Annotated in this window: 22 protein-coding genes; 7 read left to right on the plus strand and 15 right to left on the minus strand. The window is 74.4% G+C overall.

The window, feature by feature from the left end; translation table 11 throughout:
* Positions 1-117: 117 nt before the first annotated feature.
* From AB0B76_RS13660 to AB0B76_RS13675, 4 genes are all read right to left on the minus strand, one after another.
* Positions 118-303, minus strand: a complete 186-nt coding sequence (locus AB0B76_RS13660; protein WP_360374347.1) for a hypothetical protein — start codon at positions 301-303, stop codon at positions 118-120.
* Between the two features lie 96 nt (positions 304-399).
* Positions 400-1,359 (minus strand): nitroreductase, encoded by a 960-nt coding sequence (locus AB0B76_RS13665; protein ID WP_360374349.1) that lies wholly within the window; start codon positions 1,357-1,359, stop codon positions 400-402.
* Positions 1,360-1,487: 128 nt separating this feature from the next.
* Positions 1,488-1,889 (minus strand): TIGR03618 family F420-dependent PPOX class oxidoreductase, encoded by a 402-nt coding sequence (locus AB0B76_RS13670; protein WP_360374351.1) that lies wholly within the window; start codon positions 1,887-1,889, stop codon positions 1,488-1,490.
* A 42-nt stretch (positions 1,890-1,931) separates the two neighbouring features.
* Complete coding sequence (locus AB0B76_RS13675; protein WP_360374353.1) at positions 1,932-3,542, minus strand: alpha/beta fold hydrolase; 1,611 nt, start codon at positions 3,540-3,542, stop codon at positions 1,932-1,934.
* Positions 3,543-3,654: 112 nt separating this feature from the next.
* On the opposite strand from AB0B76_RS13675, the gene AB0B76_RS13680 reads away from it, so the two are divergent.
* A complete protein-coding gene (locus AB0B76_RS13680) occupies positions 3,655-4,905 on the plus strand; it encodes a histidine kinase (protein WP_360374355.1) in 1,251 nt (416 codons plus the stop codon).
* Positions 4,902-5,564, plus strand: a complete 663-nt coding sequence (locus AB0B76_RS13685; RefSeq protein WP_360374357.1) for a response regulator transcription factor — start codon at positions 4,902-4,904, stop codon at positions 5,562-5,564. The genes AB0B76_RS13680 and AB0B76_RS13685 overlap by 4 nt, the downstream gene beginning before the upstream one ends.
* 2 nt (positions 5,565-5,566) lie before the next feature.
* On the opposite strand, the gene AB0B76_RS13690 is transcribed toward AB0B76_RS13685, so the two are convergent.
* The 7 genes from AB0B76_RS13690 to AB0B76_RS13720 all read right to left on the minus strand — a co-directional run bounded on the left by AB0B76_RS13690 (position 5,567) and on the right by AB0B76_RS13720 (position 11,495).
* Entirely contained in the window at positions 5,567-5,860 is a 294-nt protein-coding gene (locus tag AB0B76_RS13690; RefSeq protein ID WP_360374359.1) for a hypothetical protein, read from the minus strand.
* 104 nt (positions 5,861-5,964) lie between these two features.
* Positions 5,965-6,240, minus strand: coding sequence for a hypothetical protein (locus tag AB0B76_RS13695; RefSeq protein ID WP_360374361.1), 276 nt, complete (start codon positions 6,238-6,240; stop codon positions 5,965-5,967).
* Positions 6,241-6,416: 176 nt separating this feature from the next.
* Positions 6,417-6,968: a 3'-5' exonuclease gene (locus AB0B76_RS13700; RefSeq protein ID WP_360374363.1), complete on the minus strand. Its 552-nt coding sequence runs from the start codon at positions 6,966-6,968 to the stop codon at positions 6,417-6,419.
* A gap of 42 nt (positions 6,969-7,010) precedes the next feature.
* A complete protein-coding gene (purE, locus tag AB0B76_RS13705; RefSeq protein ID WP_360374880.1) occupies positions 7,011-7,517 on the minus strand; it encodes a 5-(carboxyamino)imidazole ribonucleotide mutase in 507 nt (168 codons plus the stop codon).
* 8 nt (positions 7,518-7,525) lie between these two features.
* Complete coding sequence (locus tag AB0B76_RS13710) at positions 7,526-8,656, minus strand: 5-(carboxyamino)imidazole ribonucleotide synthase (protein WP_360374365.1); 1,131 nt, start codon at positions 8,654-8,656, stop codon at positions 7,526-7,528.
* Positions 8,657-8,885: 229 nt separating this feature from the next.
* Positions 8,886-9,455 carry a hypothetical protein gene (locus AB0B76_RS13715; protein ID WP_360374367.1) on the minus strand — a complete coding sequence of 190 codons (570 nt, stop codon included), beginning with the start codon at positions 9,453-9,455 and terminating at the stop codon, positions 8,886-8,888.
* A gap of 69 nt (positions 9,456-9,524) precedes the next feature.
* Positions 9,525-11,495, minus strand: a complete 1,971-nt coding sequence (locus AB0B76_RS13720; RefSeq protein WP_360374369.1) for a thioredoxin domain-containing protein — start codon at positions 11,493-11,495, stop codon at positions 9,525-9,527.
* Positions 11,496-11,571: 76 nt separating this feature from the next.
* Here AB0B76_RS13720 and AB0B76_RS13725 point away from each other — a divergent pair, with 76 nt between their 5' ends.
* The 4 genes from AB0B76_RS13725 to AB0B76_RS13740 are packed head-to-tail and all read left to right on the plus strand — an operon-like array spanning position 11,572 to position 15,570.
* Positions 11,572-12,897: an acyltransferase gene (locus AB0B76_RS13725; protein WP_360374371.1), complete on the plus strand. Its 1,326-nt coding sequence runs from the start codon at positions 11,572-11,574 to the stop codon at positions 12,895-12,897.
* Positions 12,898-12,932: 35 nt separating this feature from the next.
* Complete coding sequence (gene trpB / locus AB0B76_RS13730; protein ID WP_360374373.1) at positions 12,933-14,111, plus strand: tryptophan synthase subunit beta; 1,179 nt, start codon at positions 12,933-12,935, stop codon at positions 14,109-14,111.
* Positions 14,108-14,824, plus strand: a complete 717-nt coding sequence (gene trpA / locus AB0B76_RS13735) for a tryptophan synthase subunit alpha (protein ID WP_360374375.1) — start codon at positions 14,108-14,110, stop codon at positions 14,822-14,824. The genes trpB and trpA overlap by 4 nt, the downstream gene beginning before the upstream one ends.
* 5 nt (positions 14,825-14,829) lie before the next feature.
* Entirely contained in the window at positions 14,830-15,570 is a 741-nt protein-coding gene (locus tag AB0B76_RS13740; protein WP_360374377.1) for a GntR family transcriptional regulator, read from the plus strand.
* A gap of 6 nt (positions 15,571-15,576) precedes the next feature.
* On the opposite strand, the gene AB0B76_RS13745 is transcribed toward AB0B76_RS13740, so the two are convergent.
* Genes AB0B76_RS13745 through AB0B76_RS13755 form a run of 3 tightly spaced genes read right to left on the minus strand, consistent with a single transcriptional unit; the run spans position 15,577 to position 18,202 of the window.
* Positions 15,577-16,212 (minus strand): hypothetical protein, encoded by a 636-nt coding sequence (locus AB0B76_RS13745; protein ID WP_360374379.1) that lies wholly within the window; start codon positions 16,210-16,212, stop codon positions 15,577-15,579.
* A 53-nt stretch (positions 16,213-16,265) separates the two neighbouring features.
* Positions 16,266-16,943 carry a response regulator transcription factor gene (locus AB0B76_RS13750; RefSeq protein WP_360374381.1) on the minus strand — a complete coding sequence of 226 codons (678 nt, stop codon included), beginning with the start codon at positions 16,941-16,943 and terminating at the stop codon, positions 16,266-16,268.
* On the minus strand, positions 16,931-18,202 hold the full coding sequence (locus AB0B76_RS13755; protein ID WP_360374383.1) for a sensor domain-containing protein: 1,272 nt from the start codon (positions 18,200-18,202) through the stop codon (positions 16,931-16,933). Before AB0B76_RS13755 ends, AB0B76_RS13750 begins: the two co-directional genes overlap by 13 nt.
* A 171-nt stretch (positions 18,203-18,373) precedes the next feature.
* On the opposite strand from AB0B76_RS13755, the gene AB0B76_RS13760 reads away from it, so the two are divergent.
* Positions 18,374-19,747 carry a hypothetical protein gene (locus AB0B76_RS13760; protein ID WP_360374385.1) on the plus strand — a complete coding sequence of 458 codons (1,374 nt, stop codon included), beginning with the start codon at positions 18,374-18,376 and terminating at the stop codon, positions 19,745-19,747.
* Positions 19,748-19,804: 57 nt separating this feature from the next.
* Here the strand turns inward: AB0B76_RS13760 and AB0B76_RS13765 are convergent, their stop codons facing one another.
* On the minus strand, positions 19,805-20,431 hold the full coding sequence (locus tag AB0B76_RS13765) for a TIGR03086 family metal-binding protein (RefSeq protein WP_360374387.1): 627 nt from the start codon (positions 20,429-20,431) through the stop codon (positions 19,805-19,807).
* Positions 20,432-20,530 lie beyond the last annotated feature (99 nt).

Consider the following 20,530-nt stretch of genomic DNA (forward strand, 5'->3'; position numbering starts at 1 on the left):
GCCGCGGTCGGCGTCTCCGCCGAGGACTGGTGGCGGGCCAGTACACAGGAGCTGGAGTACATCCGCAGCATCGAGAAGCTGATGCTCGAGGACGCAGGCACGCGAAACGCGCGTCGACTACCGCGGGTCGGCGTCCGCCTTGTCTGCGGCCAGATCGGCCACGTCGATCGCGAGGAGGGAGAGCAAGCCGGCGTTGCGGACCGTGTCGATCTGCTCCGGCAACGCACGATTCACCCAGTCCGCGCGGTCGTGCTGGGCGCGGCGGCGAAGCTCGGCGAGGACTCTGGACTTCGATACGGTCATGGTTACTCCCGGGCGAGCCGAGTAGTCCGTGGAACCGCCCGAGACCGAGCGACGGTGTTACAACCGTACGCCGTGCGTGGCGGTGCGGTCGCGGCATCAGCGCCGATCGACGGCCTGGGCGACCGGCTCGCGGCGCGGGCCGGGCGACGGCATGGTGGCAAGGCCGAGGCGCAGCAGCAGATACGGGTAGCCGACGCAGCCGATCATGATCTGGACCGCCTGCCGGGTGGCGGCCACCTCGACGGCCGCGCTCAGCGGCAGCATCGAAACGCCGGCGGCGGTCGCGGTCAGCCAGCCGGCCGACAGCGCCTCGCCCGCGCGCAGCCAGTCCTCCGGCTCGTCGGTGTGGCCGTAGAGCAGCGCGAACGTCGCGCCCCGGTCGTCGGCGAGGCCCGCCGGCCCGGCGCCGGTCGAGCGGTCCCCGGACACGGGCCGGGCGATCGGCACGCCGGAGGCGACGCGGGCGAGGTCGAGGACCTCGTCTGGGTAGAGCACGTGCAGCGACGTCTCCTCGGCCCGCACGGCCGCGGTGATGGCCTTGAGCTGCTGGGCCGCGATCGGCGGGCCGGTGACCGGCGACCGGTCGGTGCGGCGCAGGGGCATGCTGCTCATGAGCGGAGCCTCGGCCGGATCCGCCGGCGATCGCTCCTCGAGCCGCAGCGACGCGAGCCGGTCCGGGTCGGCGGGGTCGAGCCGGCGGTTGGTCGTGAGCCGCCAGCCCTCCGCCGCCAGCGCGACCCGGGCGTGGTGGAGGGCCGCCCCGCAGCTGATGATCGCGAGGCGGCCGTCGACGTCGACATCGTCGATGACGCGGCCGCGGTCGAGGTACAGGGCCAGGGTGTTGCCGGTCAGCCGCCACCGCCACGGCTGGCTGTCGAGGATCGAGGGCGCGAACCCGGCCGCGTCGGCCGCGGCCAGCAGCGCGTGGACCACGGCCTGGACGCCGATCGGGTGGATCGTCGCACCGGTCGGCGCCGCGTCGGCGGCCTTCACATTGGCCGGGCCCGTCGAGTCGTGCCGACTACCGGGCCTGGGCTTGAACTGGACGACCTGCATTGGGCGGACCTCCGGACCGACGCCGCAGAACGGCGGGTGCAGGCGAGAAGGAGTAGTCGCCCAGGCCACGCGCGGCCGCATCAGAACGGGCCACCGCTCAAGTCTACGCCAGTTCGCCCGGCCGGCCCCTACACGTCGAGCGCGTCCGGGGGCCAGACGTGCCATGACGTGATGTCGATCGCCGCGGTCACGCGCCGGCGCTCGCGGTTCGCGTAGGGCTTGCCCGTGTACGCGGTGGCGATGCGGTCGATGTCCGCCAGGTCCGCGTCGTCGGTGAGGTCGGTCACGGTGCCGGTCACGGAGACGTGGGTGTACCAGTTCTCCTTGTCCAGCACCGTCAGGCTCACGCGCGGCTCGTCGCGCAGGTACGCGAGGCGTTTGCGGCCCGCGTCCATGTTGACGATGATGCGGCCCTCCTCGAAGAGGTACCACGTCGCCACCGAGACGGGCTGGCCGTCCTGGCGCACGGTGGCGATGACGGCCGGGTTGGGCTGGGCGAGCAGGCGCTGCAAGGGTTCGGGAAGTGTCACGCACCCCACCGTACGATCCGGCCGGCCCGCCCGCCCATCACATCACATCACCTGGGTCGACCAACCCTGGAGCGCGGCGCCGGCGGTGGCGCTCAGGGCCCGCGGCGGCGGGTCGCCCAGGCCCGGGCAGCCCGCGTCGATGCGGCCGGTGTTGAAGAAGAGCACCGCGTCGGCGGCACACTCGGGCACCGGGAGCACCGAGCCGTGGATGTCATCCTCCACTGTGTACACCTGGCCGCCCACCATGGCGTGGGTCTGCCACGTCCACTCGTACGGCGACGGGGTCTCCCAGCGGTGCCCGACGAGCACGAGCTGCCCGCCGCCGGGAGCGATGCGCACCGGCTGGGCCGGCAGGGGCCAGCCCGCACAGCCCGCGGAGAAGCCGTTGACGCGCCCGGTCAGCGGGTTGTCGGCGAGCCGGCGCTGGTACGCCGCCCAGTCTGCCTCGAACCCGAGCCGCGCGGTGTCCTCGTTGCAGAACGCGGCCTGGTTCATCGTCCGGTTGGCCTGCTCGGGCAGGTCGGCCGGCGGCGGCTCGCCGGGGCCGGCGCCGTCGTCGCCGAGCACCTCCTTGACCGTCGGTGGCGCGGCCGGGCCGGTCGCGGTGCGCAGCTCGGCCAGTACGGTCGCGGCCACGTCCCAGCCCGGGTGCTCCTGGGCCGCGGCTAGTGCGATGAGCGAGCCGTCCAGGGTCCTCGGCACGTCGGTGAACTGCCGCGGGTGGGCGTCGAAGTCCTCGCGCATCGCGATGATCGTCGCGCGGACCTGCTCGGCCGTGAACCCCAGGTGGTACGTCGCGTCGCGCTCGGCCACCCAGGCCACGAAGCGGCCGGCGTTGCGCTCGGCGGCGGCCGCCCGGCCGTCCTCGAACGCGGGGATGGTGAAGCGCGGGATCGCGACGCTGTCCAGCAGCATGCGGTCCACGCTGTGGGGGAAGAGGGTTCGGTACACCACACCCAGCCACGTGCCCCAGGAGACCCCGAGGAAGTTCAGCTTCCGCTCGCCCAGCGCCGCGCGCATCACGTCGAGGTCGCGGGCCACGTTGGCCGTCGTCAACTGGCTCAGGAACGCCGGGTCGCTGCCGCCGCACGTCTGGTTGAAGGCGGCCTCGGTGACGTACAGCTGCTGCGCCGTTTCCTTGGACAGCGCGCCGGGCGGCGGCGGTTCGGGCGCGCCGGTGGGCGGTGCGCAGTTGACCTTCGTGCTGTAACCGACCCCCCGCGGGTCGAAGCCGATGAGGTCGTAGTGCTCGTTGAGCTGGGCGTCGGCGTCATTGATGATCATGACGCGCGGCGGCATCAGGTACCCGCTGCCGCCCGGGCCGCCCGGGTTCAGCGCCAGGCTGCCGAGCCGGTGGGCCTTGTCGGTCGCCGGCAGGCGGGTCAGCGCGACCGTGATCTGCCGGCCGCGCGGGTTGCGGTAGTCCAGCGGGACGGTGACGGTGCCGCACTGCATCCGTCCCAGGAGGGCCTTGTACTGCTCGAGACGGTCCGGCGGGGCGAGCGCACGCAGCGCCGCGTCGGAGTAGGTGGGGCACGGCTTCCAGTCGACGGCCGGCCCGGCGCGCCCGGCGGCCGCGGGCGACGCGGCGAGCAGCGCGCCCACGCCACCGAGCAGGGCCGCGGACGCGATCCAGCGTTTGGAGGTATGCATGGGCCCACCCTGCGGGGTGAGCGGCGCTACGCGCGTCGGCCTTCAGAGGTACGCGATATATGTCTTGCGATGGATGTGTCGGGTGGCGGCCGGCCCGTAGGCTCACGGGACCATGGCCGACGTCTTCGGGGGGCGTATCCGCGACCTGGGCCGCCGTCATCCGGCGGTGCGGGACGCGGCGCTGGCGGTCGCCGTGCTGCTGTCCGGCGTCGTGGCCAACCCGGCCGGCGACGCCGACGGCGACCGGCTCGCGCTGTGGTGGGCGGCCGGCGGTCTGCTCGCGGCCGCGGTCGCGCTGCGGACCCGCTGGCCGCTGTCGATGCTCACGGTGGGCACCTTCGCGGCGTCGGTACACCTGGGGCTGCTCCTACCCCTCCTGCTCGTCGACCTCGGGGTGCCGATCCTGCTCTACACGGTGGCCACCCGCTACGGCTGGGCGGTGTCCCTCGCCGTGCTGGGCGCGATGCTGCTGCTGTCGCTGAGCTCCAGCCGGTTCGCGGGCAGCGAGGGGGCCGTCCGGTCGTCGGAGCGCGTGGCGCCGCCGCAGCCGCAGCCGCTGCCCGATCGCCCGGAGGGGCCGGCCCGGGAGCCGGTGCGCTTCTGGTCGGTGTCGTGGAGCGACCAGCCGGGCCTGGCGCTCGTGCTCATCGCCTCGTGGGCGATCGGTTCGGGGACGCAGAGCCGGCGGCGGTACCTCGACGAGCTGCGCGCCCGCGCCGCCGACCTCGAGCGCGAGCGGGACCAGCAGGCCGCGCTGGCGGTGGCGGCGGAGCGGGCCCGGATCAGCCGCGAGCTGCACGACGTCGTCGCGCACGGCCTGTCGGTGATGGTGGTGCAGGCCCAGGGCGGCGAGGCGGCGCTGGACAACCGGCCCGCCGACACGCGGGCCGCGCTCGCCGCGATCGTGAAGACCGGCCGCGAGTCGCTGGCCGACATGCGCCGCGTGCTGTCGGTAGGCGAGGCCTGGCGGCCGCCACCGGGCCTCGTCGCGCTGCCGGCACTGCTGGAGCAGGTGCGGGAGGCGGGCGTCGCGGTACAGCTGCAGATCGGCGGCGACCCGGTGCCGCTGCCGTCCACTGTGGACCTGTCGGCCTACCGGATCGTGCAGGAGTCGCTGACCAACGTGATGAAGCACGCGGGCCCGGGCGCGCGGGCCGCGGTGGCGCTCGCCTACTCGCGGCAGGAGATCGCGCTGACGGTCACCGACGACGGGCACGGCGGGGCGCCGGGCCCGGCGGGCAACGGGCTGCGCGGCATGCGCGAGCGCGCGGAGCTGCTCGGCGGGCGGTTGCGGGCCGGGCCGGGCGGGCACGGCGGCTTCGAGGTGCGCGCCGCGCTGCCGATCGGGCCGGTGGCGCGGTGATCGGCGTCCTCGTCGCCGACGACCAGGCGCTGGTGCGCACCGGCTTCCGCATGATTCTCGAGAACGCCGGCGACATGTGCGTGGTCGGCGAGGCGGCCGGCGGGGTGGAGGCGGCCCGGCTGGCGCTGGACCGGCGGCCCGACGTCGTGCTCATGGACGTGCAGATGCCCGACGGCGACGGGGTGGCCGCGACCCGGCGCATCTGCGACGCCGACGTGCACATCCGGGTGCTGATCCTCACGACGTTCGACCTCGACGAGTACGTGTACTCGGCCCTGCGCGCGGGCGCGAGCGGCTTCCTGCTGAAGGACACCCTGGCCCCGGACCTGCTCTCCGCGATCCGGGTCGTGGCGCGCGGCGATGCGGTGGTCGCCCCGAGCGTGACCCGAAGGCTGCTGGAGCGCCACGTGGGGCGGGCCGACGCGGCAGTGCCGTCGCCGCCCGCGCCGCCGCCGGATGCGCTCACGGACCGGGAGCGCGAGGTGCTCGGGCTGATCGCGCGCGGACTGTCCAATGTGGAGATCGCCGCGGTCCTGCACCTGTCGGAGGGCACCGTCAAGACGCACGTGAGCCGCGTGCTGACCAAGCTGGCGCTGCGCGACCGGGTGCAGGCGGTCGTGTACGCGTACGAGACCGGGCTCGTGCGCCCGGGGTTTTGAGCTCAGCCGATCCGGTCGCGGAGCCAGGCGAGCAGGGCCGGATACTCGGCGAGAATCCGGTCGACGGTCGCGGTGTCGTCCGGCCGCAGTTGCTGCTGCTGCGCGAGACAGGCCGCCTGCCCGGCGAGCAGCCGGTCCGCCTCGGCGACATTGCCGCTCACCACGGCGCGGTTGCGCAGCCGGGCATAGCAGGCGACCGCCTCCTCGACGGCCTCGAGCGCGGCGTCGAAGCGCGCGCTGTCCCGCCGGCGGTACTCGAACGAACCGACCTCGCCCGCCACCGAGTAATCGGACATCGATCCCCCTCACCGTCCAAGCGTCGCGGTCACTGTACCGCTACGACCCGGCTGCGTGGGGTTACCGATCGAAGTTCGAAACGACCGACCTTTTCCGGCCCTGCTCAGCGAACCTGGCGCCGGGCATTGAAGACGCGGACAAGTCGCAGCAAGCGCGGCGCCGCGACCAGAACCGTCCCGGCGAGCAGCAGCAGGAGTGTGACCGAGGCAACACCGGCGACCACGACCGTGCTCACCGCGCGGGCCGGCCCGGCGCCGGGCGCGGACCCGGGCGGCGCGGCGGCCACCGAGCCGAAGGCGAGCGCGGAGCCCACCGCGGCGCCGCCGACGAGTGCTCGTGCCGTCCACCGGTGGAGCCTGTCGCCCCGCTGCGCCGTCATGCCGTACCGCCCTCGTCGCGCTCGCACCAACACCTGCGATAACGGAGGAAACAAACAGTTGCGCAGTGAAGGCGGGACCCGCGGCTCTTCGCCGTGCTCCACGAGCGGTACGACCCGCGGCGGCCCAGCGCCCGGCCGGGGCCGACGCTGAAGGTCGCGATCGTGGACCGCGGGGGTCAGGCGCCGTAGGTCCACCGGTCGCGCTCGAGCAGGTACAGCACGAGCGCGGCGATGTTCCAGGCGTCGTCGGCGCCGTTGTGGTGCCGGCCCTCCAGGGGCAGGCCGGCCGTTACCAGGGCGCCGGCCATGCCCTGCTTCCGGGCGCCGTGCGCCTCGGCGAAGACGGCCTTCGCGTTGGTGTGGTTGGAGCCGAAGGGGTACCGCGGCGGCCCGGCGCACTGCCGCTCGAACTGCTTGCGGTCGTAGTCGCCCCAGCTCGCCCACGGCCGCGAGTCGCTGTGGTGCGCGGCTCGCAGCCGCGCACAGGCCTCGGCGAACGAGACCCCGTTCGCGGCCTCGGCGGGCGTGATGCCGGTCAGCTGCGTACAGAATGGACTGACGACCGACCGCGCGGGCCGCACCATGATCCGGTCCCGCCCGACCCGCTCCCGCGCGTCGAGGTCGACGACGCAGACCCCGATCTCGATGATCTCGTTGACCTGCCCGGCGGGCGGCTGGCCCGCCCAGCACGTCGCCTCGACATCGATCACGTTCAGCAGCCGTCCCATGCCCGCCGAGGGTAGGTTCCCGACCGTTCCCACGCCTCCGGATTACTGCGCGGCGGGCTCGATCAGGGACGCCGACAGCGCCGCGTCCTTCTCGGCGACCATCGCGCGCAGGGACTCCTGGAAGTCGCGGACCCGGGCCAGCAGCTCCGGGTCGGCGGCGGCGAGGATGCGCACCGCGAGCAGGCCGGCGTTGCGCGCGCCGCCGATCGACACGGTGGCGACCGGGATGCCGGCCGGCATCTGCACGATCGACATGAGCGAGTCGAGGCCGTCCAGATGCTTCAGCGGTACCGGCACGCCGATGACCGGCAGCGGCGTGGCCGACGCGACCATGCCGGGCAGGTGCGCGGCCCCGCCGGCCCCGGCGATGATGACCTTCAGGCCCCGGGCCACGGCCTCACCCGCGTAGTCGAGCATGAGGTGCGGGGTGCGGTGGGCCGAGACCACGCGGACCTCGTAGCCGATCCCGAACTCGCCGAGGGCCTCGGCGGCCAGCCGCATGACCGGCCAGTCCGAGTCGCTGCCCATGATGACGCCGACCTCGATCACTGGCGAGCTCAATGCTGGTACCCCTCTTCGAGAATGCGGGCGGCCCGCCGGGCGCGCCGGCGGCAGTCTTCCATGTCGTCGCCGAGCACCGTCACGTGCCCGATCTTGCGGCCGGGGCGGACCTGCTTGCCGTACAGGTGGACCTTGGCCCCCGGCTCCTCGGCGAACAGGTGGTGCAGCCGCTCGTCGACGGACATCCCGCCCGCCTCGCCGCCGAGCACGTTGGCCATGACCACGGCGGGCGCGGTGAGCCGCGTGTCGCCCATCGGGTAGTCGAGCACGGCCCGCAGGTGCTGCTCGAACTGCGACGTGCGGGCGCCCTCGATGGTCCAGTGCGCCGAGTTGTGCGGGCGCATCGCGAGCTCGTTGATGAGCAGCCGCCCGTCGGTCGTCTCGAACAGCTCCACGGCCAGCACGCCGACCACGCCGAGCCCGGTCGCGATGTCGATGGCCAGCCGCTGCGCCGCGATCGCGAGGTCCTCGTCCAGCCCGGGGGCCGGCGCGAGCACCTCGACGCAGATGCCGCCCTCCTGGACCGTCTCGACCACGGGGTACGCGGCGACCTGCCCGAGCGGCGAGCGCGCCACCACCGCGGCGAGCTCGCGCCGCAGCGGCACCAGCTCCTCGGCGATCACCTCGATGCCCGGCGGCACGTCGGCCATGGACTGCGCGACGAAGACGCCCCGCCCGTCGTACCCGCCGGTCGCCGTCTTCACGATCACCGGCCACCCGACCTCGTCGCCGAACGCCTCGACGTCGCCGCCGGTCCAGCGCGGCATCGGGAACCCGAGCGCGCCGAGGTGCTCCCGCATGACGCGCTTGTTCTGGGCGTACCGCAGCGCGTCGGCCCCCGGCAGCAGCGTGAAGCCCTCGCTCACCAGCTGCCGGATCAGGTCGCCGGGCACGTGCTCGTGGTCGAACGTGACCACGTCGCAGCCCTTGGCGAACTCGCGGAGCGCGTCGATGTCGTCGTGGCGCCCGATCCGCACGTCGGCGGCGACGAGCGCGGCCCCGTCGTCGGGCGAGACGGCGAGCACGCGCAACGACTGGCCGAGGGCGATCGCCGCCTGGTGGGTCATCCGGGCCAGCTGCCCCCCGCCCACCATGCCGACGACGGGAAGTCCGGTTCGGGTGTCCATAGGCTGGCCAGCCTATCGTTCCGCGTTGCGGGCCCACGCAGGGACGATATGTCGGGCGCTGGCGCGCCGCGACATATCGGATTTATACCCCGCCAGGCGAAAAGTCGGACTACGGACAACAAGGTCGGCCGCGTGTCAACTCATGACGCAGGAGCGGGCGGCGGCGTTGCCGCCGACATTCCGGATATGTCCGACTTACCCGGACTGTCGGCGGCGCCGCGTCGCGTGGTCAGACTGCCGGGCCCCGCTTGCGCAGCTCGTCCACCGACTCCATGGCGTCCCGCAGCTCGGTCAGCCATGTGTCCGCGTGCTGCCCGACCAGCGCCACGCACCACGCCAGCGCCTCGGAGCGCGACCGCGCCACCCCCGAGTCCACGAGTGTGTCGAGCACCTGGCGCTCGGCCTGGCGCAGGCGCGTCATCACCGGCGCCGAGTGCGTGGTGAACAGCTCCCGCACCTCGCCGACCTGCACGCCCCAGGCGACCTTGCGGCGGTACCGCCGCTCGAGCTGCTGGGCGATCCCGATCCGCTGGTCGCGGGTCGTCTCGCGGAAGCCCGCGATGCGACCCTGCTCGGCCGCGGCCCGGTCGGCGTCGCTCGCATCGTCGGCCAGGGACGGCTCGCTGAGCCGCCCCACGATCAGGATCTCGTCGCGGTCGATCGTCACCTCGGCCGGACCCTGGAACCAGCTCTCGGGCAGCGCCCCGCCGATCCAGGCGGTGGCGTCGTCGGCCGGTGGCGGCTCGCTGCGCGGCCCGCCACCCCGCCCCCAGGGGGCGTCTCCTCGTCGCATCATCATGCTTACACGATTACACCATTACACCGTTGCGCCAACGGCGCGAACTACGCCCGCAGCGGAATCGGCGGCTCAGGCGAGCTTGGCCACCAGGTCCTCCAGCGAAGTCACCGGCGCGTCGCAGACGAAGCCGCGGCACACGTACGCCGTGGCCAGGCCCCCGCGCAGTGGCCGCCCCTCCAGCAGCGGTACACCCGCCGCATCCGGCGACCCCGAAACCACCACCGCGCCGGGCGGAGCGTGCCACCACGCCGCGGCGACCAGCGGATCGGCCGGGTCCTCGGTGGCGATCGCGATCTCGAAGGGGCCCGAGTGCAGCGCCTCCCCCGCGGCGCACGCGTAGCCCGTGAAGCGCCCGTGCGTGGCGGCCACCACGGAGACGGTCGCGAGCGCCGCCTCGGCCGCCGCGCGGTACGTCGTGCCGGCGGTCAGGGCCGAGTACGTCACGAGCGCCGCCGCCACCGCGGACAGGCCCGCCGGGGTGGCGTTGTCCGTGATGTCGGCCGGGCGGGCCACCAGGGCCTCGGCGTCGTCGGCGGTGTCGAAGAAGCCGCCGGACGCGGGGTCGCGGAAGTGCTCAAGCGCCACGTCCAGCAGCTGCCGGGCGAGGTCGAGCCAGCGGCCGTCGCCGGTGGCCTGGTGTACCGCGCAGAACGCCTCCGCCACCGCGCCGTAGTCCTCCAGGACGCCCGCCGGCTCGCCGACGACGCCGTCGCGGGACACGCGGCGCAGGCGGCCGTCGACCAGGTGGGTACCGGCCAGGAACCCGGCGGTCTCGACGGCCAGCGCGATCGCGTCGGGGTCGTTGTACGCCATGCCGAACTCGACCAGCCCGGTGATCGCGAGGCCGTTCCAGGCCGCGACCACCTTGCCGTCGCGGGCGGGCTGGGGCCGGGTCGCGCGCGCGGCCAGCAGGCGGGTGCGGATGTCGTGCCAGCGCTCGGCGTTCTCCGGGTCCTCGGGTCGCTGCAGCACCGACGCGCCGTGCTCGAACGTGCCCTCCGGCGTGACCTGCAGCAGGTACCGCGCCCACGCCCCGTCGATCTCGCCGAGCACCTCGTCGAGCTGGGCCGGCGTCCAGACGTAGGTCAGGCCCTCCTCGCCGTCCGCGTCGGCGTCCAGCGCGGAGATGAAGCCGTGCCCGTCGTGCAGCTCCTGCGCGAGGAACGCGACGATCTCGTGGGCGACGCGGCGCCCGGTCCCGCTGCCGGCGATGCGGTCGAGGTGCGTGTACACCCGCAGCAGCAGCGCGTTGTCGTAGAGCATCTTCTCGAAGTGCGGCACGGTCCAGGTGCCGTCCACGGCGTAGCGCGCGAACCCGCCGGCGAGCTGGTCGTACATGCCGCCGCGGGCCATCCGCTCGCAGGTGTGCCGGACCGCGGCCAGCACGGCGTCGTCCCGCGTGCGCACGTAGTGCCGCAGCAGGAACAGCAGCGCCATGTGCGGCGGGAACTTGGGCGCGCCGCCGAAGCCGCCGTGCTGCTCGTCGTACGACTCCATGAGCGTCGCGGCCGCGGCTCGCAGTACCGCATCGTCCATGGGGTTCGACGGCGGACGCTCGGCGACCTTGCGAACGGCGTCGACCACGGCGGCGCTCTGCTGCAGCACGCCGTCGCGCTGGTCGCGCCAGGCGCCCGCGACGGCCTGGACGAGGCGTACGAACGCGTCGCGCGGGAAGTAGGTGCCGCAGTAGAAGGGCTCCCCGCCGGGCGTGGCGAACACCGTCATCGGCCAGCCGCCCTGGCCGGTCATCGCCTGGGTGGCGGTCATGTACACCGCGTCGACGTCGGGCCGCTCCTCCCGGTCGACCTTGATCGGCACGGTGAGCTCGTTGACGATCTCCGCGACGCCCTCGTGCTCGAACGACTCGTGGGCCATCACGTGACACCAGTGGCAGGCCGCGTACCCGACCGAGATCAGCACCGGCACGTCGCGCCGGCGCGCCTCGGCGAACGCCTCCGGCGACCACTGCCACCAGTCGACCGGGTTGTCCTTGTGCTGCTGCAGGTAGGGCGAGGTCGCCCCGGCGAGACGGTTGGCCATGTGGGTCAGGCTACCCAGGCCGGTTGAGTACATGTACCGATCCGGCGGGCGCCCGTGCGCGGCCACCCTCGACGGTATGAGAAACCGCTACGTGGACCTGCTGCGCGTCGTCTCGCTCGGCGTCGTCATCGCCGGGCACTGGCTCATGGTGATCGTCGAGCCGACCGCGACCGGCGTGCGCGCGACGAACACGCTCGCGGTGCTGCCCGGGCTGCAGCCGGTGACCTGGCTGCTGCAGGTGATGCCGGTGTTCTTCCTCGTCGGCGGGTTCTCGCACGCGACCGCCATCGCGTCGGTGCGCCGGCGCGGCGGCGGCTACGCGGACTTCGTACGCTCCCGGGCCGGGCGCCTGCTGCGGCCCACGGCCGTGTTCGTCGGCCTGTGGCTCGCGGTCGCGCTGGCGGTGGAGGCCGCCGGCCACGACCAGGGGCTGTTGCGCCTGGCGATGCGGACCGTCGCGCAGCCGTTGTGGTTCCTGGGGGTGTACCTCGGGATCGTCGCCCTGGCCCCGCCGCTGCACCGGCTGCACCGCGCGCTCGGGCGCCGCGCGTGGCTGGTGCCGGTCGGCCTCGGGGCGGCCGCGGCGCTGGTCGACGTGCTGCGGTTCGCGTTCGAGGTGCCGATGGTGGCGTACCTCAACGTCGCCTTCGTCTGGCTCGCGGTACACCAGCTGGGGTATCTCTACGCCGACGCGCGGCTCGGCCGCCGGGCCGCCGGGCTCCTGGCCGGCCTCGGGCTCGCCGCCACCGTGGCGCTGACGACCGTGGGCCCCTACCCGGTCTCCATGGTCGGCCTGCCCGGCGCCCCCGTGTCGAACATGTCGCCACCGACCCTCGCGCTGCTCACCCACGCCGCCTGGCTGGTCGGCCTGGCCCTGCTGCTGCGCGCCCCGGCCGCCCGGTGGCTGGAGCGCCCGCGGGTGTGGGCCGCCGTGATCCGCGCCAACGGCGCCGCGATGACCGCGTTCCTGTGGCACCTCACGGTCCTCTTCGCCGTGCTCGGCGGCCTGCTCGCGCTCGGCGTCGCCGGCCCGCCGGTCGGCTCGGGCGCGTGGTGGGGGCTGCGTCCACTGTGGATCGCCGCGCTCGCCCTCCTGACCCTGGCGGTGGTTTCGGTACTGCGCTGGGCCGACCGGCCGCGCCGGGCCTCGATCGGCGGGCCCGGGCGCCCCGGCACGGTGGCCGCGATCGGCGGGGCGGTCCTGTGCACCCTCGGCGTGCTCGGCCTGTCGGCGGTGGGCTTCGGCGGCATCCTCGCCGGCCGCACCGCGATGCTGGTCGTCGTGCCGGTGACCCCCGCGTCCGCGGCGACCGCCGTGGCCGTCGGCGGGCTGCTGCTCTGGCTCAGCCGCGGCCCCGGCGTTCGGTATGGACAGGAGAACCGATTCATGTCACAGTTCTAGAACAGTCGACAGTTCTAGAACAGTGGAGGCGTGCGATGACCGAGCTGCTCATCCGCCGGACGACGCTCATGGACGATCCGGGCGCGCTCGGACGCTTCGGGGAGTACGGCGGGCGGTACGTGCCCGAGTCGCTCATCGGCGCGTGCCGCGAGGTCGAGGACGCGTTCCGGGAGGCGTGGGCCGACCCGGCGTTCCGCGGGCAGCTCGACCGCCTGCTGGCCACGTACGCGGGGCGCCCGACGCCCCTCACGCCGGCGCTGCGGCTCTCGGCCGAGCTCGGGGTGACGGTGCTGCTCAAGCGCGAGGACCTGACGCACACCGGCTCACACAAGATCAACAATGTGCTCGGGCAGGCGCTGCTGGCGAAGCGGATGGGGCGCACGCACCTCATCGCGGAGACCGGCGCCGGCCAGCACGGCGTGGCCACGGCGACGGCGGCGGCGCTGTTCGGCCTCTCGGCGACCGTGTACATGGGCGCGAAGGACATCGAGCGGCAGGAGCTCAACGTCTTCCGGATGCGCATGCTGGGCGCCGAGGTCGTGCCGGTGCACACCGGCGCCCGGACGCTCAAGGACGCGACAAGCGAGGCGATGCGGGCCTGGGTGGGCGCGGTCGCGACGGCGCACTACTGCATGGGCTCGGTGCTGGGCCCGGCGCCGTACCCGTGGATGGTCCGCGAGTTCCAGCGCGTCATCGGCGACGAGGCCCGCCGCCAGTGCGCGACCGAGCTGCGCGCGGCCGTGCCCGACTACGTCGTCGCCTGCGTCGGCGGCGGCTCGAACGCGGCCGGCACCTTCGCCGGCTTCGTCGACACGCCGGCCCGCCTGATCGGCGTCGAGGCCGACGGCGGCGCGGGCGCGACCCGGGGCCGGCTGGGCGTGCTGCACGGCGTGCGCTCCCTGTTCCTGCAGGACGACGACGGCCAGGTGACCGAGGCGCACTCCGTCGCGGCCGGCCTGGACTACCCGGGCATCGGCCCCGAGCACGTGCACCTGCGCGATCTCGGCCGCGCGCGGTACGTCACCGTCACCGACGACGAGGTCGTCGCGGCCGCGCACCACCTCGCCCGCTCGGAGGGCATCATCGCGGCCCTGGAGTCGGCCCACGCCCTGGCCTGGGTCATGCGCGGCGGCCTGCCGGCGGGCTCGACGGTGCTCGTGACCCTGTCGGGCCGCGGCGACAAGGACCTGGCCACCCTGCGGGAGTCGCTGTGAAGCTGCTGATGCCGTACATCACCGCGGGCGTGACGGCGGACTGGACCGCCTACCTGCCCGCCTTCGCCGCCGCGGGCGCCTCCTACCTCGAGGTGGGGCTGCCGTTCTCCGACCCGACCCTCGACGGCGCGACGATCCAGGAGGCGACCTCGGTGGCGCTGTCCCGCGGCGCGACCCTGGACCGCATCCTGGCCGACCTGGCCGCCGTTGCGCCGTCGGTACCGGTGGTCGCCTCCACGTACGCCAACCTCGTGATCCGCTCGGGCGCCGCCGAGTTCTGCGGCCGCCTCCGCGCGGCTGGGGTCACCGCCCTGATCGTGCCCGACCTGCCCCTGGAGGAGTGCGAGGAGGTGGCCCGCCACATCGACCTGGTCCTGCTCGCGTCCCCGGCGACCCCCGACGCGCGCCTGGCGGAGATCGGCCGGCGCAGCCGCCACTTCGTCTACGGCGTCACCGTGATGGGCACGACCGGCGAGCGCGCCGAACTGGCGGCGACCGCCGCCGGCCTGGCCGCGCGCCTCAAGGCGAGGACGTCCCGGCCGGTGCTGCTGGGCTTCGGCATCTCGACCCCGGCCCAGGCCGCGGAGGCGGCGGCCCTCGCCGACGGCGTGGTGGTGGGCGCGGCGGTCATGCGCCGTGTCCTGGACGGCGCGACCCCGGACGAGGCGGGCGCGTACGTCCGGTCCCTGAGGGCGGCGATATCGTCGACCTGACCGCCATGCACAGTGAGGACGATCGGTTGCCAAGAGACGGCGAGCCCCGCTACCGAGCCATCGCCGCCGACCTGGTCGCGAAGATCCACAGCGGCTTCTACGCTCCCGGCTCCGCCCTACCGGCCCAGCGCGACCTCAGCACGTCCTACGGCGTGACCCTGATGACCCTCCGCCAGGCCCTGCGCCAGCTGAGCGACGAGGGCCTGATCGTCCAGCAGCCGGGCCGGGGCACGTTCGTGTCCCCTCTGGCCTACCGCCTGGGTTCGCTGCGGAGCCTGACCGACGACCTGCTCGACCAGGGCTTCGAGGTGCACACCACGGTGGTGGCGGTGGCGCTGCTGGAGTCCCCGGCGCTGGGCCCCGACGCCCTGCGCCTGGAGCGGGTCCGCCGGTTCGCGGGCCGCCCGTCGATCCACCAGGTCTCGTGGGTGCCGGCCCCGTGGTCCGCGGCGTTGCTGGCGCTGGACTTCACCACGACCGCGCTCTACACGGCCCTGTCGTCGATCGACGTCCCGGTGGCCCGGGCCACGGAGACCATCAGCCCGGGCGTGCTGGACCCCGCGTCGGCGGCGCTGCTCTCGGCCCCGGCGAACACTCCGGTCTTCGTCAGCGAGCGGCGGACGTACACGGTGGACGGCCGCCTGGCCGTCGCCGACCGGGCGGTGATCCTGGGCTCGGCCATGGAGATCCGGGCCGAGCGCGCCGCCACGGCCCTGTCCATGACCTGGTCGGGTACCCCCGCCTGACGCTGTTCAGACGTGCCCGCGCAACGACTCGTCGTAGGTCACGTCCGGGTCCCCGCCGAGCACCCCCTTGGCCGCCCGCTGGAAGGCGGTGGCCTGGCTGCGCCGCCGCAGCTGCACCGCGACCTCCCGGCAGCCGCTGCCCCCGTCGAGCCGGGCGACGGCCCCGGCGGGCAGCAGCGCCACGGCGTCGGGCTGCCCGGCCGGCCGGGCCACGACCCCGACCACGCTCCCGGCCACGCCCCGGCTGCCCCGCGTGACGGTGACCCGGTCGCCCAGCTTCAGCCCGCGCCCGTCCACGGCGAGCAGCTCGGCATCGCCCTGCACCGGCCGCCCGCGCACGAACGCGGCCCGCTGCAGCCCGGCGCTGTGCACCGCCGTCAGCACCGTCACCTGGTCGAGCTGCAGCAGCCCGCTCGCGATCCCGACGTCGTACAGCGTGTCGTCGCACTCGACGGCCTCCGCCTCCGGCAGCGCGGCGAGCCGCTCGACCTGCTGCGGCGTGAACCGCCCGACGAGGCGCACGTCGGCCCCGCCCGGCAGATCGGCGAACCGCTCGCTCCCCCCGAAGTGATCGAGCACGACAAACGCCCCCATGGCGGCCACGGCGAATCCCGCGGCCCCGGCCATCCCCCGCCTGCTCACATCGAGTGACGCTAGGACAACTGACCCCGAACGCCGAGCATCTGCCCGGTGTGTCAGCCCGCCGTCCCTTCCTCCGGCGGCGGGTTCACCGAGGTTCTATCGAGGTACGTCAGCACCGCCACCACCCGCCGATCGTGCTGACGCGCGCCGGGCGGCAGCCCCAGCTTGGCGAACAGCATGTTTATCTGGTTGCTGACCGACTTCTCGGTGATCCCGAGCCCCTCGGCGATCGCCGCGTTCGACAGCCCCTGCGCCATGAGCCGCAGCACGTCCAGCTCCCGCGGCGTGAGCCCCTGCGGCTCGTCCCGGACCTCCAGCAGCTGCCCGACCACCTCCGGGTCCATCACGGTCCCGCCAGCCGCCACCTGTCGCAGCGCCTCGACGAACTGCCGGACCTCCCCGACCCGGTCCTTGAGCAGGTACCCGACCCCGCCCGCGGGGCCGGACAGCAACTCCCGCGCGTAGAGCCGCTCGACGTACTGCGAGAGCACCAGCACCGGCAGCCCCGGCACCGTCCGCCGGGCCTCGACGGCCGCCCGCAGCCCCTCGTCCGTGAACGTCGGCGGCATCCGGACGTCCACGACGGCGATGTCGGGCCGCACCTCGACGAGCCGCTCGGCCAGCCCCTCCCCGGAGGCGACGGTCGCGACCACCTCGAACCCGTACGCCGTCAGCATCCGGCTCATCCCGTCGCGCAGCAGCATCTGGTCCTCGGCGATCAGGACCCGCACGGGAGCTCCATGTCCAGCACCGTCGGCCCGCCGGGCGGGCTCACGACGCTCAGGCTCCCGTCGAACGCCGACAACCGCCGCCGGATGCCCAGCAGCCCGGTCCCGCGATCGGGCTCGGCGCCGCCCCGCCCGTCGTCGGACACGGTCATCGCCAGCCGCTGGCCCCGGTCCTCCACGCTGATCCGGACCCGCCGGGCCCCGCTGTGCCGGATCGCGTTGACCAGCGACTCCGCGATCGCGAAGTAGGCCGCCGCCTCGACCGGCGGTTTCAGCCGCCGCTCGAGCCGGATGTCGAGGTCCACCGGGAGCCGGCTGCCGAGCACGAGCGCCTGGATCGCGCCGTTCAGCCCGCGGTCGGACAGCACCGGCGGATGGATGCCGCGGACGAGGCTGCGCAGCTCGGTCAGCGCCGCCCCGGCGTCGGCCCGCGCCTCGGCCAGCATCGCCTTCGCGCCGGCGGGGTTGTCGTCGATGACGTCCTCCGCGACCCCGAGGCTCATCGCGACCGAGATGAACCGTGCCTGGGCGCCGTCGTGCAGGTCGCGCTCGATGCGCCGCAGCTCGGCCGCCGACGCGTCGGCGATGTCCGTCCGGGCCGCGGTGACCCGGCGCAGCCGGGCGTCGAGGATGTCCCGCGTCCGCGGCCCGAGCAGCCGGGCCCCCAGCCGCCGCTGGAGCGCCACCAGCCACCGGGCGACCAGGGGCGTCAGCAGCGCCGACGCGATGCCCAGCGGTACCAGCAGCCACACCCCCGGCGCCGACCGCCCGGTCAGCTCCAGCACGACCGGGTCGAAGCCGGTCGGCCGGGGCAGCAGGGCCAGCAGCAGCGGCGCCGCGATGCACTGGATCGCCTGCAGCCACAGGGCCACGACCACCACGAGCGAGCCGATCCCGAGCGGGAGCTGGGCCAGCAGCCAGGCGAAGTCGCGCCACGTCTGCGGGTCCGCGGCGACCACGCCCAGCCGGGCGAAGGCGCGCCCCACCGGGCCGGCCACGACCGCCGTCCGCTCCGGCCCGGTCCGATAGGGCGGCAGCGGCTCCCGGTCCAGGTCGCGGGCCAGCCGGCGCCGTTGGACCCCCGCCACGCGCCGCGCCGTCCAGACCACGCCCGCGAACAGCGCGAGCCCGAGCCCTCCGACGAGGCTCGCCGGCCCCGCGATCACGAGCAGCACCAGCAGCGGCAGCGCCGCCGCGCCGAGCAGCGCGCCGATCCCGATCGAGCCGATGTCACCGATGTGCGCCCTGATGCGTCGTCTCATGTCCGCTCCCCCCGGTCAAGCATCGAAGGTAGGCGGCACGCCGGACATCCGACAGGGTGCCTGCACCTCGATCCGATTCAGGTGCAGGCACCCTGGGCCGCGCACCCTCCGCCGACCAAGCTCGACGGCGACCCGAAACGAGGAGGGACGTCGATGCGACGAGTATGGCGAGTGCTGGCGGTTCTGGCGGCGGCCGCGGCGGTTCTGGCCCCGGCCGGCCCGTCCCACGCCGAGGCGGCCGGCCTGACCAGTACCGAGGTCACGTTCACCGGCAACGGCGGGGTGGTGCTGCACGGCACCGTGCTCGCCCGGCCGGGCGCGACCGGGCGCCGCCCCGGCCTGGTGATGCTGGAGGGCGCGGGCAACCGGGGCCGCGACTACCTGCGCCCCGACGCGGAGGCCTACGCCCGCCGCGGCGTCGTGACCCTGATCTACGACAAGCGCACGGCCGGGTACTCGTTGCTGCACCGCGACTACTCCGTCCTCGCGGACGACGCTCTGGCCGGGCTGATGCTCCTGCGCGCCCGGCCGGACGTCGATCCGGCGCGGCTGGGGTTCTGGGCGCTGTCGGAGGGGGCGTTCGCCGCACCCATCGCCGCGAGTCGCTCCGAGGACGTCAAGTTCCTGATCACGGTGGGCGCCGTCGGTACCACGCCGGCCGCCGAGACCGCGTGGGAGTACGACGAGTACCTGCGCCACGCCGGGGTCACCGGCGCCGTTTCACGCGGGCTTCGCGAGGCCGTGCTCCCGGCCGCGGTCGACGCGGGGCTGTTCGCCGAGTCCGGCTTCGACCCGGCGCCGCTCTGGCGCCGGGTGCGCCAGCCGGTGCTGGCCGAATGGGGCGAGCTCGACCGCGACAGCGTGCCGGCCGAGAGCATGCGGATCATGCGGGATGCGCTGGATGCGGGCGGCAACACGCGTTACAAGCTCCGGGTGCTGCCCGGCGTGAACCACAACCTGCATGTCACCGCCGCGGAGGGCTTCGACCGCCTGCCGGCCCTGCCGGACAACGCCGCCGAGGTCGAGGTGGCCTGGATGCAGTCGGCCGCGATCGTCGACGCGGGAGCGACCGGCCCGGCACTGCCGGCCGAGGGCGGCACCCCGGCGTCGGACTCGTCGGCCGCGGCGGTCGGCCCGGCGCCGTGGTACCACCGGACCTGGCCGTTCCTCGTCACGACGCTGCTGCTCCTGGCCGGGTTCCTCGCCGCACCGCTGCGCCGGCGGGGCGGGCGCACCCGGGCGGTGTGGCTCACGCGCTGGCTGGCCGCGGCCGGTCCGGCGGTGGTGGTGGGCACGCTGGCGTACCTCATGTTCCTGCTCGCCACCGCGGGCAAGGTGACCGGCCCGCTGGTCCTCGGGCGCCCGGTGCCGTGGCTGGCGCTGGAGCTGCTCACCGTCGCCACCACGGCGGCGGGGATCGCCGCGGCGGTCTCGTGGTGGCGGTCCGGCCGCGGCCGGCGGGACCGGGTGCGGCTCGGGCTGTCCGTCGGCGCCGCGCTGCTGCTCCTGCCCTGGGTCGCGTCCTGGGGCCTGCTCGCGCCGTGACCACGGACGGATGCCCCCGCTCGCCGCGGCCGGCGGGCGGGGGCATCCGTCCGGTGCTCAGGCCGTCCAGTGCGGATCGCGGCCGAGGTAGCGCAGGAGGGCGGCCGTGTCGTCGTCGGCGGGATCGGCCGGCCGGACCGCGGCGTACGCACCCCAGGCGCGCAGCGGCTCCACGAGCTCCCGCGCGACCTTGAGCAGGTCGCGGGCCAGGGCGTTGCCGAGCGGGGAGGCCTGGCCGGTGGCCAGCGCGATGTCCCAGGCGTGCACGGCGGCGTCGAGCGCGCAGGCGCCCGCGCCGAGCCAGCCGGGGAGCTTGCCCTGCGGGAGCGGGCTGGCGACCTCGGTGGCGTCCTGCGGGATGGTCGACCACGTCGCGGCGGAGGCCCGCATGGCCTCCTCGGTGAAGGCCGCCAGGCCGCTTCCGGGCTCGACGGCGGCCGAGGTGTGGTCGGACAGGTGACCCGTCGGGGCAAAGGGATCGAAGGCCGGCCAGCCGGTGCCGGTGATCGAGGCGGCGTAGCCGAGCTGGTCGCCGGCCGCGTGCTGGAGGACCTGGGCGACGTTCCATTTGGCGCACGGGGTCGGGCGGGTCCAGTCGGCGGGCCGGATGCCGGCGACGACGGTGCGCAGCGCGCGGTGGGCCTCGTCCAGCACGGTCCAGGTGCTCGTCAGCTGCTCGGTCATGGTTGCCGCTCCCATCGGGTGTCGCCGTCTTGCGATGTCACCACTCTATCAGAACGGAATACTCCATTCCAATAGGAGGGCGCAAGAGTCTTCGGGCGG

Source organism: Dactylosporangium sp. NPDC049140 (assembly GCF_040648435.1).

Excerpts from the sequence above, each read along its gene's own strand:
- AB0B76_RS13660 (WP_360374347.1), bottom strand. The coding sequence starts at position 303 with ATGACCGTATCGAAGTCCAGAGTCCTCGCCGAGCTTCGCCGCCGCGCC.
- AB0B76_RS13665 (WP_360374349.1), bottom strand. The coding sequence starts at position 1,359 with ATGCAGGTCGTCCAGTTCAAGCCCAGGCCCGGTAGTCGGCACGACTCG.
- AB0B76_RS13675 (WP_360374353.1), bottom strand. The coding sequence starts at position 3,542 with ATGCATACCTCCAAACGCTGGATCGCGTCCGCGGCCCTGCTCGGTGGC.
- AB0B76_RS13680 (WP_360374355.1), top strand. The coding sequence starts at position 3,655 with ATGGCCGACGTCTTCGGGGGGCGTATCCGCGACCTGGGCCGCCGTCAT.
- AB0B76_RS13690 (WP_360374359.1), bottom strand. The coding sequence starts at position 5,860 with ATGTCCGATTACTCGGTGGCGGGCGAGGTCGGTTCGTTCGAGTACCGC.
- AB0B76_RS13695 (WP_360374361.1), bottom strand. The coding sequence starts at position 6,240 with ATGACGGCGCAGCGGGGCGACAGGCTCCACCGGTGGACGGCACGAGCA.
- AB0B76_RS13700 (WP_360374363.1), bottom strand. The coding sequence starts at position 6,968 with ATGGGACGGCTGCTGAACGTGATCGATGTCGAGGCGACGTGCTGGGCG.
- AB0B76_RS13710 (WP_360374365.1), bottom strand. The coding sequence starts at position 8,656 with ATGGACACCCGAACCGGACTTCCCGTCGTCGGCATGGTGGGCGGGGGG.
- AB0B76_RS13715 (WP_360374367.1), bottom strand. The coding sequence starts at position 9,455 with ATGATGATGCGACGAGGAGACGCCCCCTGGGGGCGGGGTGGCGGGCCG.
- AB0B76_RS13720 (WP_360374369.1), bottom strand. The coding sequence starts at position 11,495 with ATGGCCAACCGTCTCGCCGGGGCGACCTCGCCCTACCTGCAGCAGCAC.
- AB0B76_RS13725 (WP_360374371.1), top strand. The coding sequence starts at position 11,572 with ATGAGAAACCGCTACGTGGACCTGCTGCGCGTCGTCTCGCTCGGCGTC.
- trpB (WP_360374373.1), top strand. The coding sequence starts at position 12,933 with ATGACCGAGCTGCTCATCCGCCGGACGACGCTCATGGACGATCCGGGC.
- AB0B76_RS13740 (WP_360374377.1), top strand. The coding sequence starts at position 14,830 with ATGCACAGTGAGGACGATCGGTTGCCAAGAGACGGCGAGCCCCGCTAC.
- AB0B76_RS13755 (WP_360374383.1), bottom strand. The coding sequence starts at position 18,202 with ATGAGACGACGCATCAGGGCGCACATCGGTGACATCGGCTCGATCGGG.
- AB0B76_RS13765 (WP_360374387.1), bottom strand. The coding sequence starts at position 20,431 with ATGACCGAGCAGCTGACGAGCACCTGGACCGTGCTGGACGAGGCCCAC.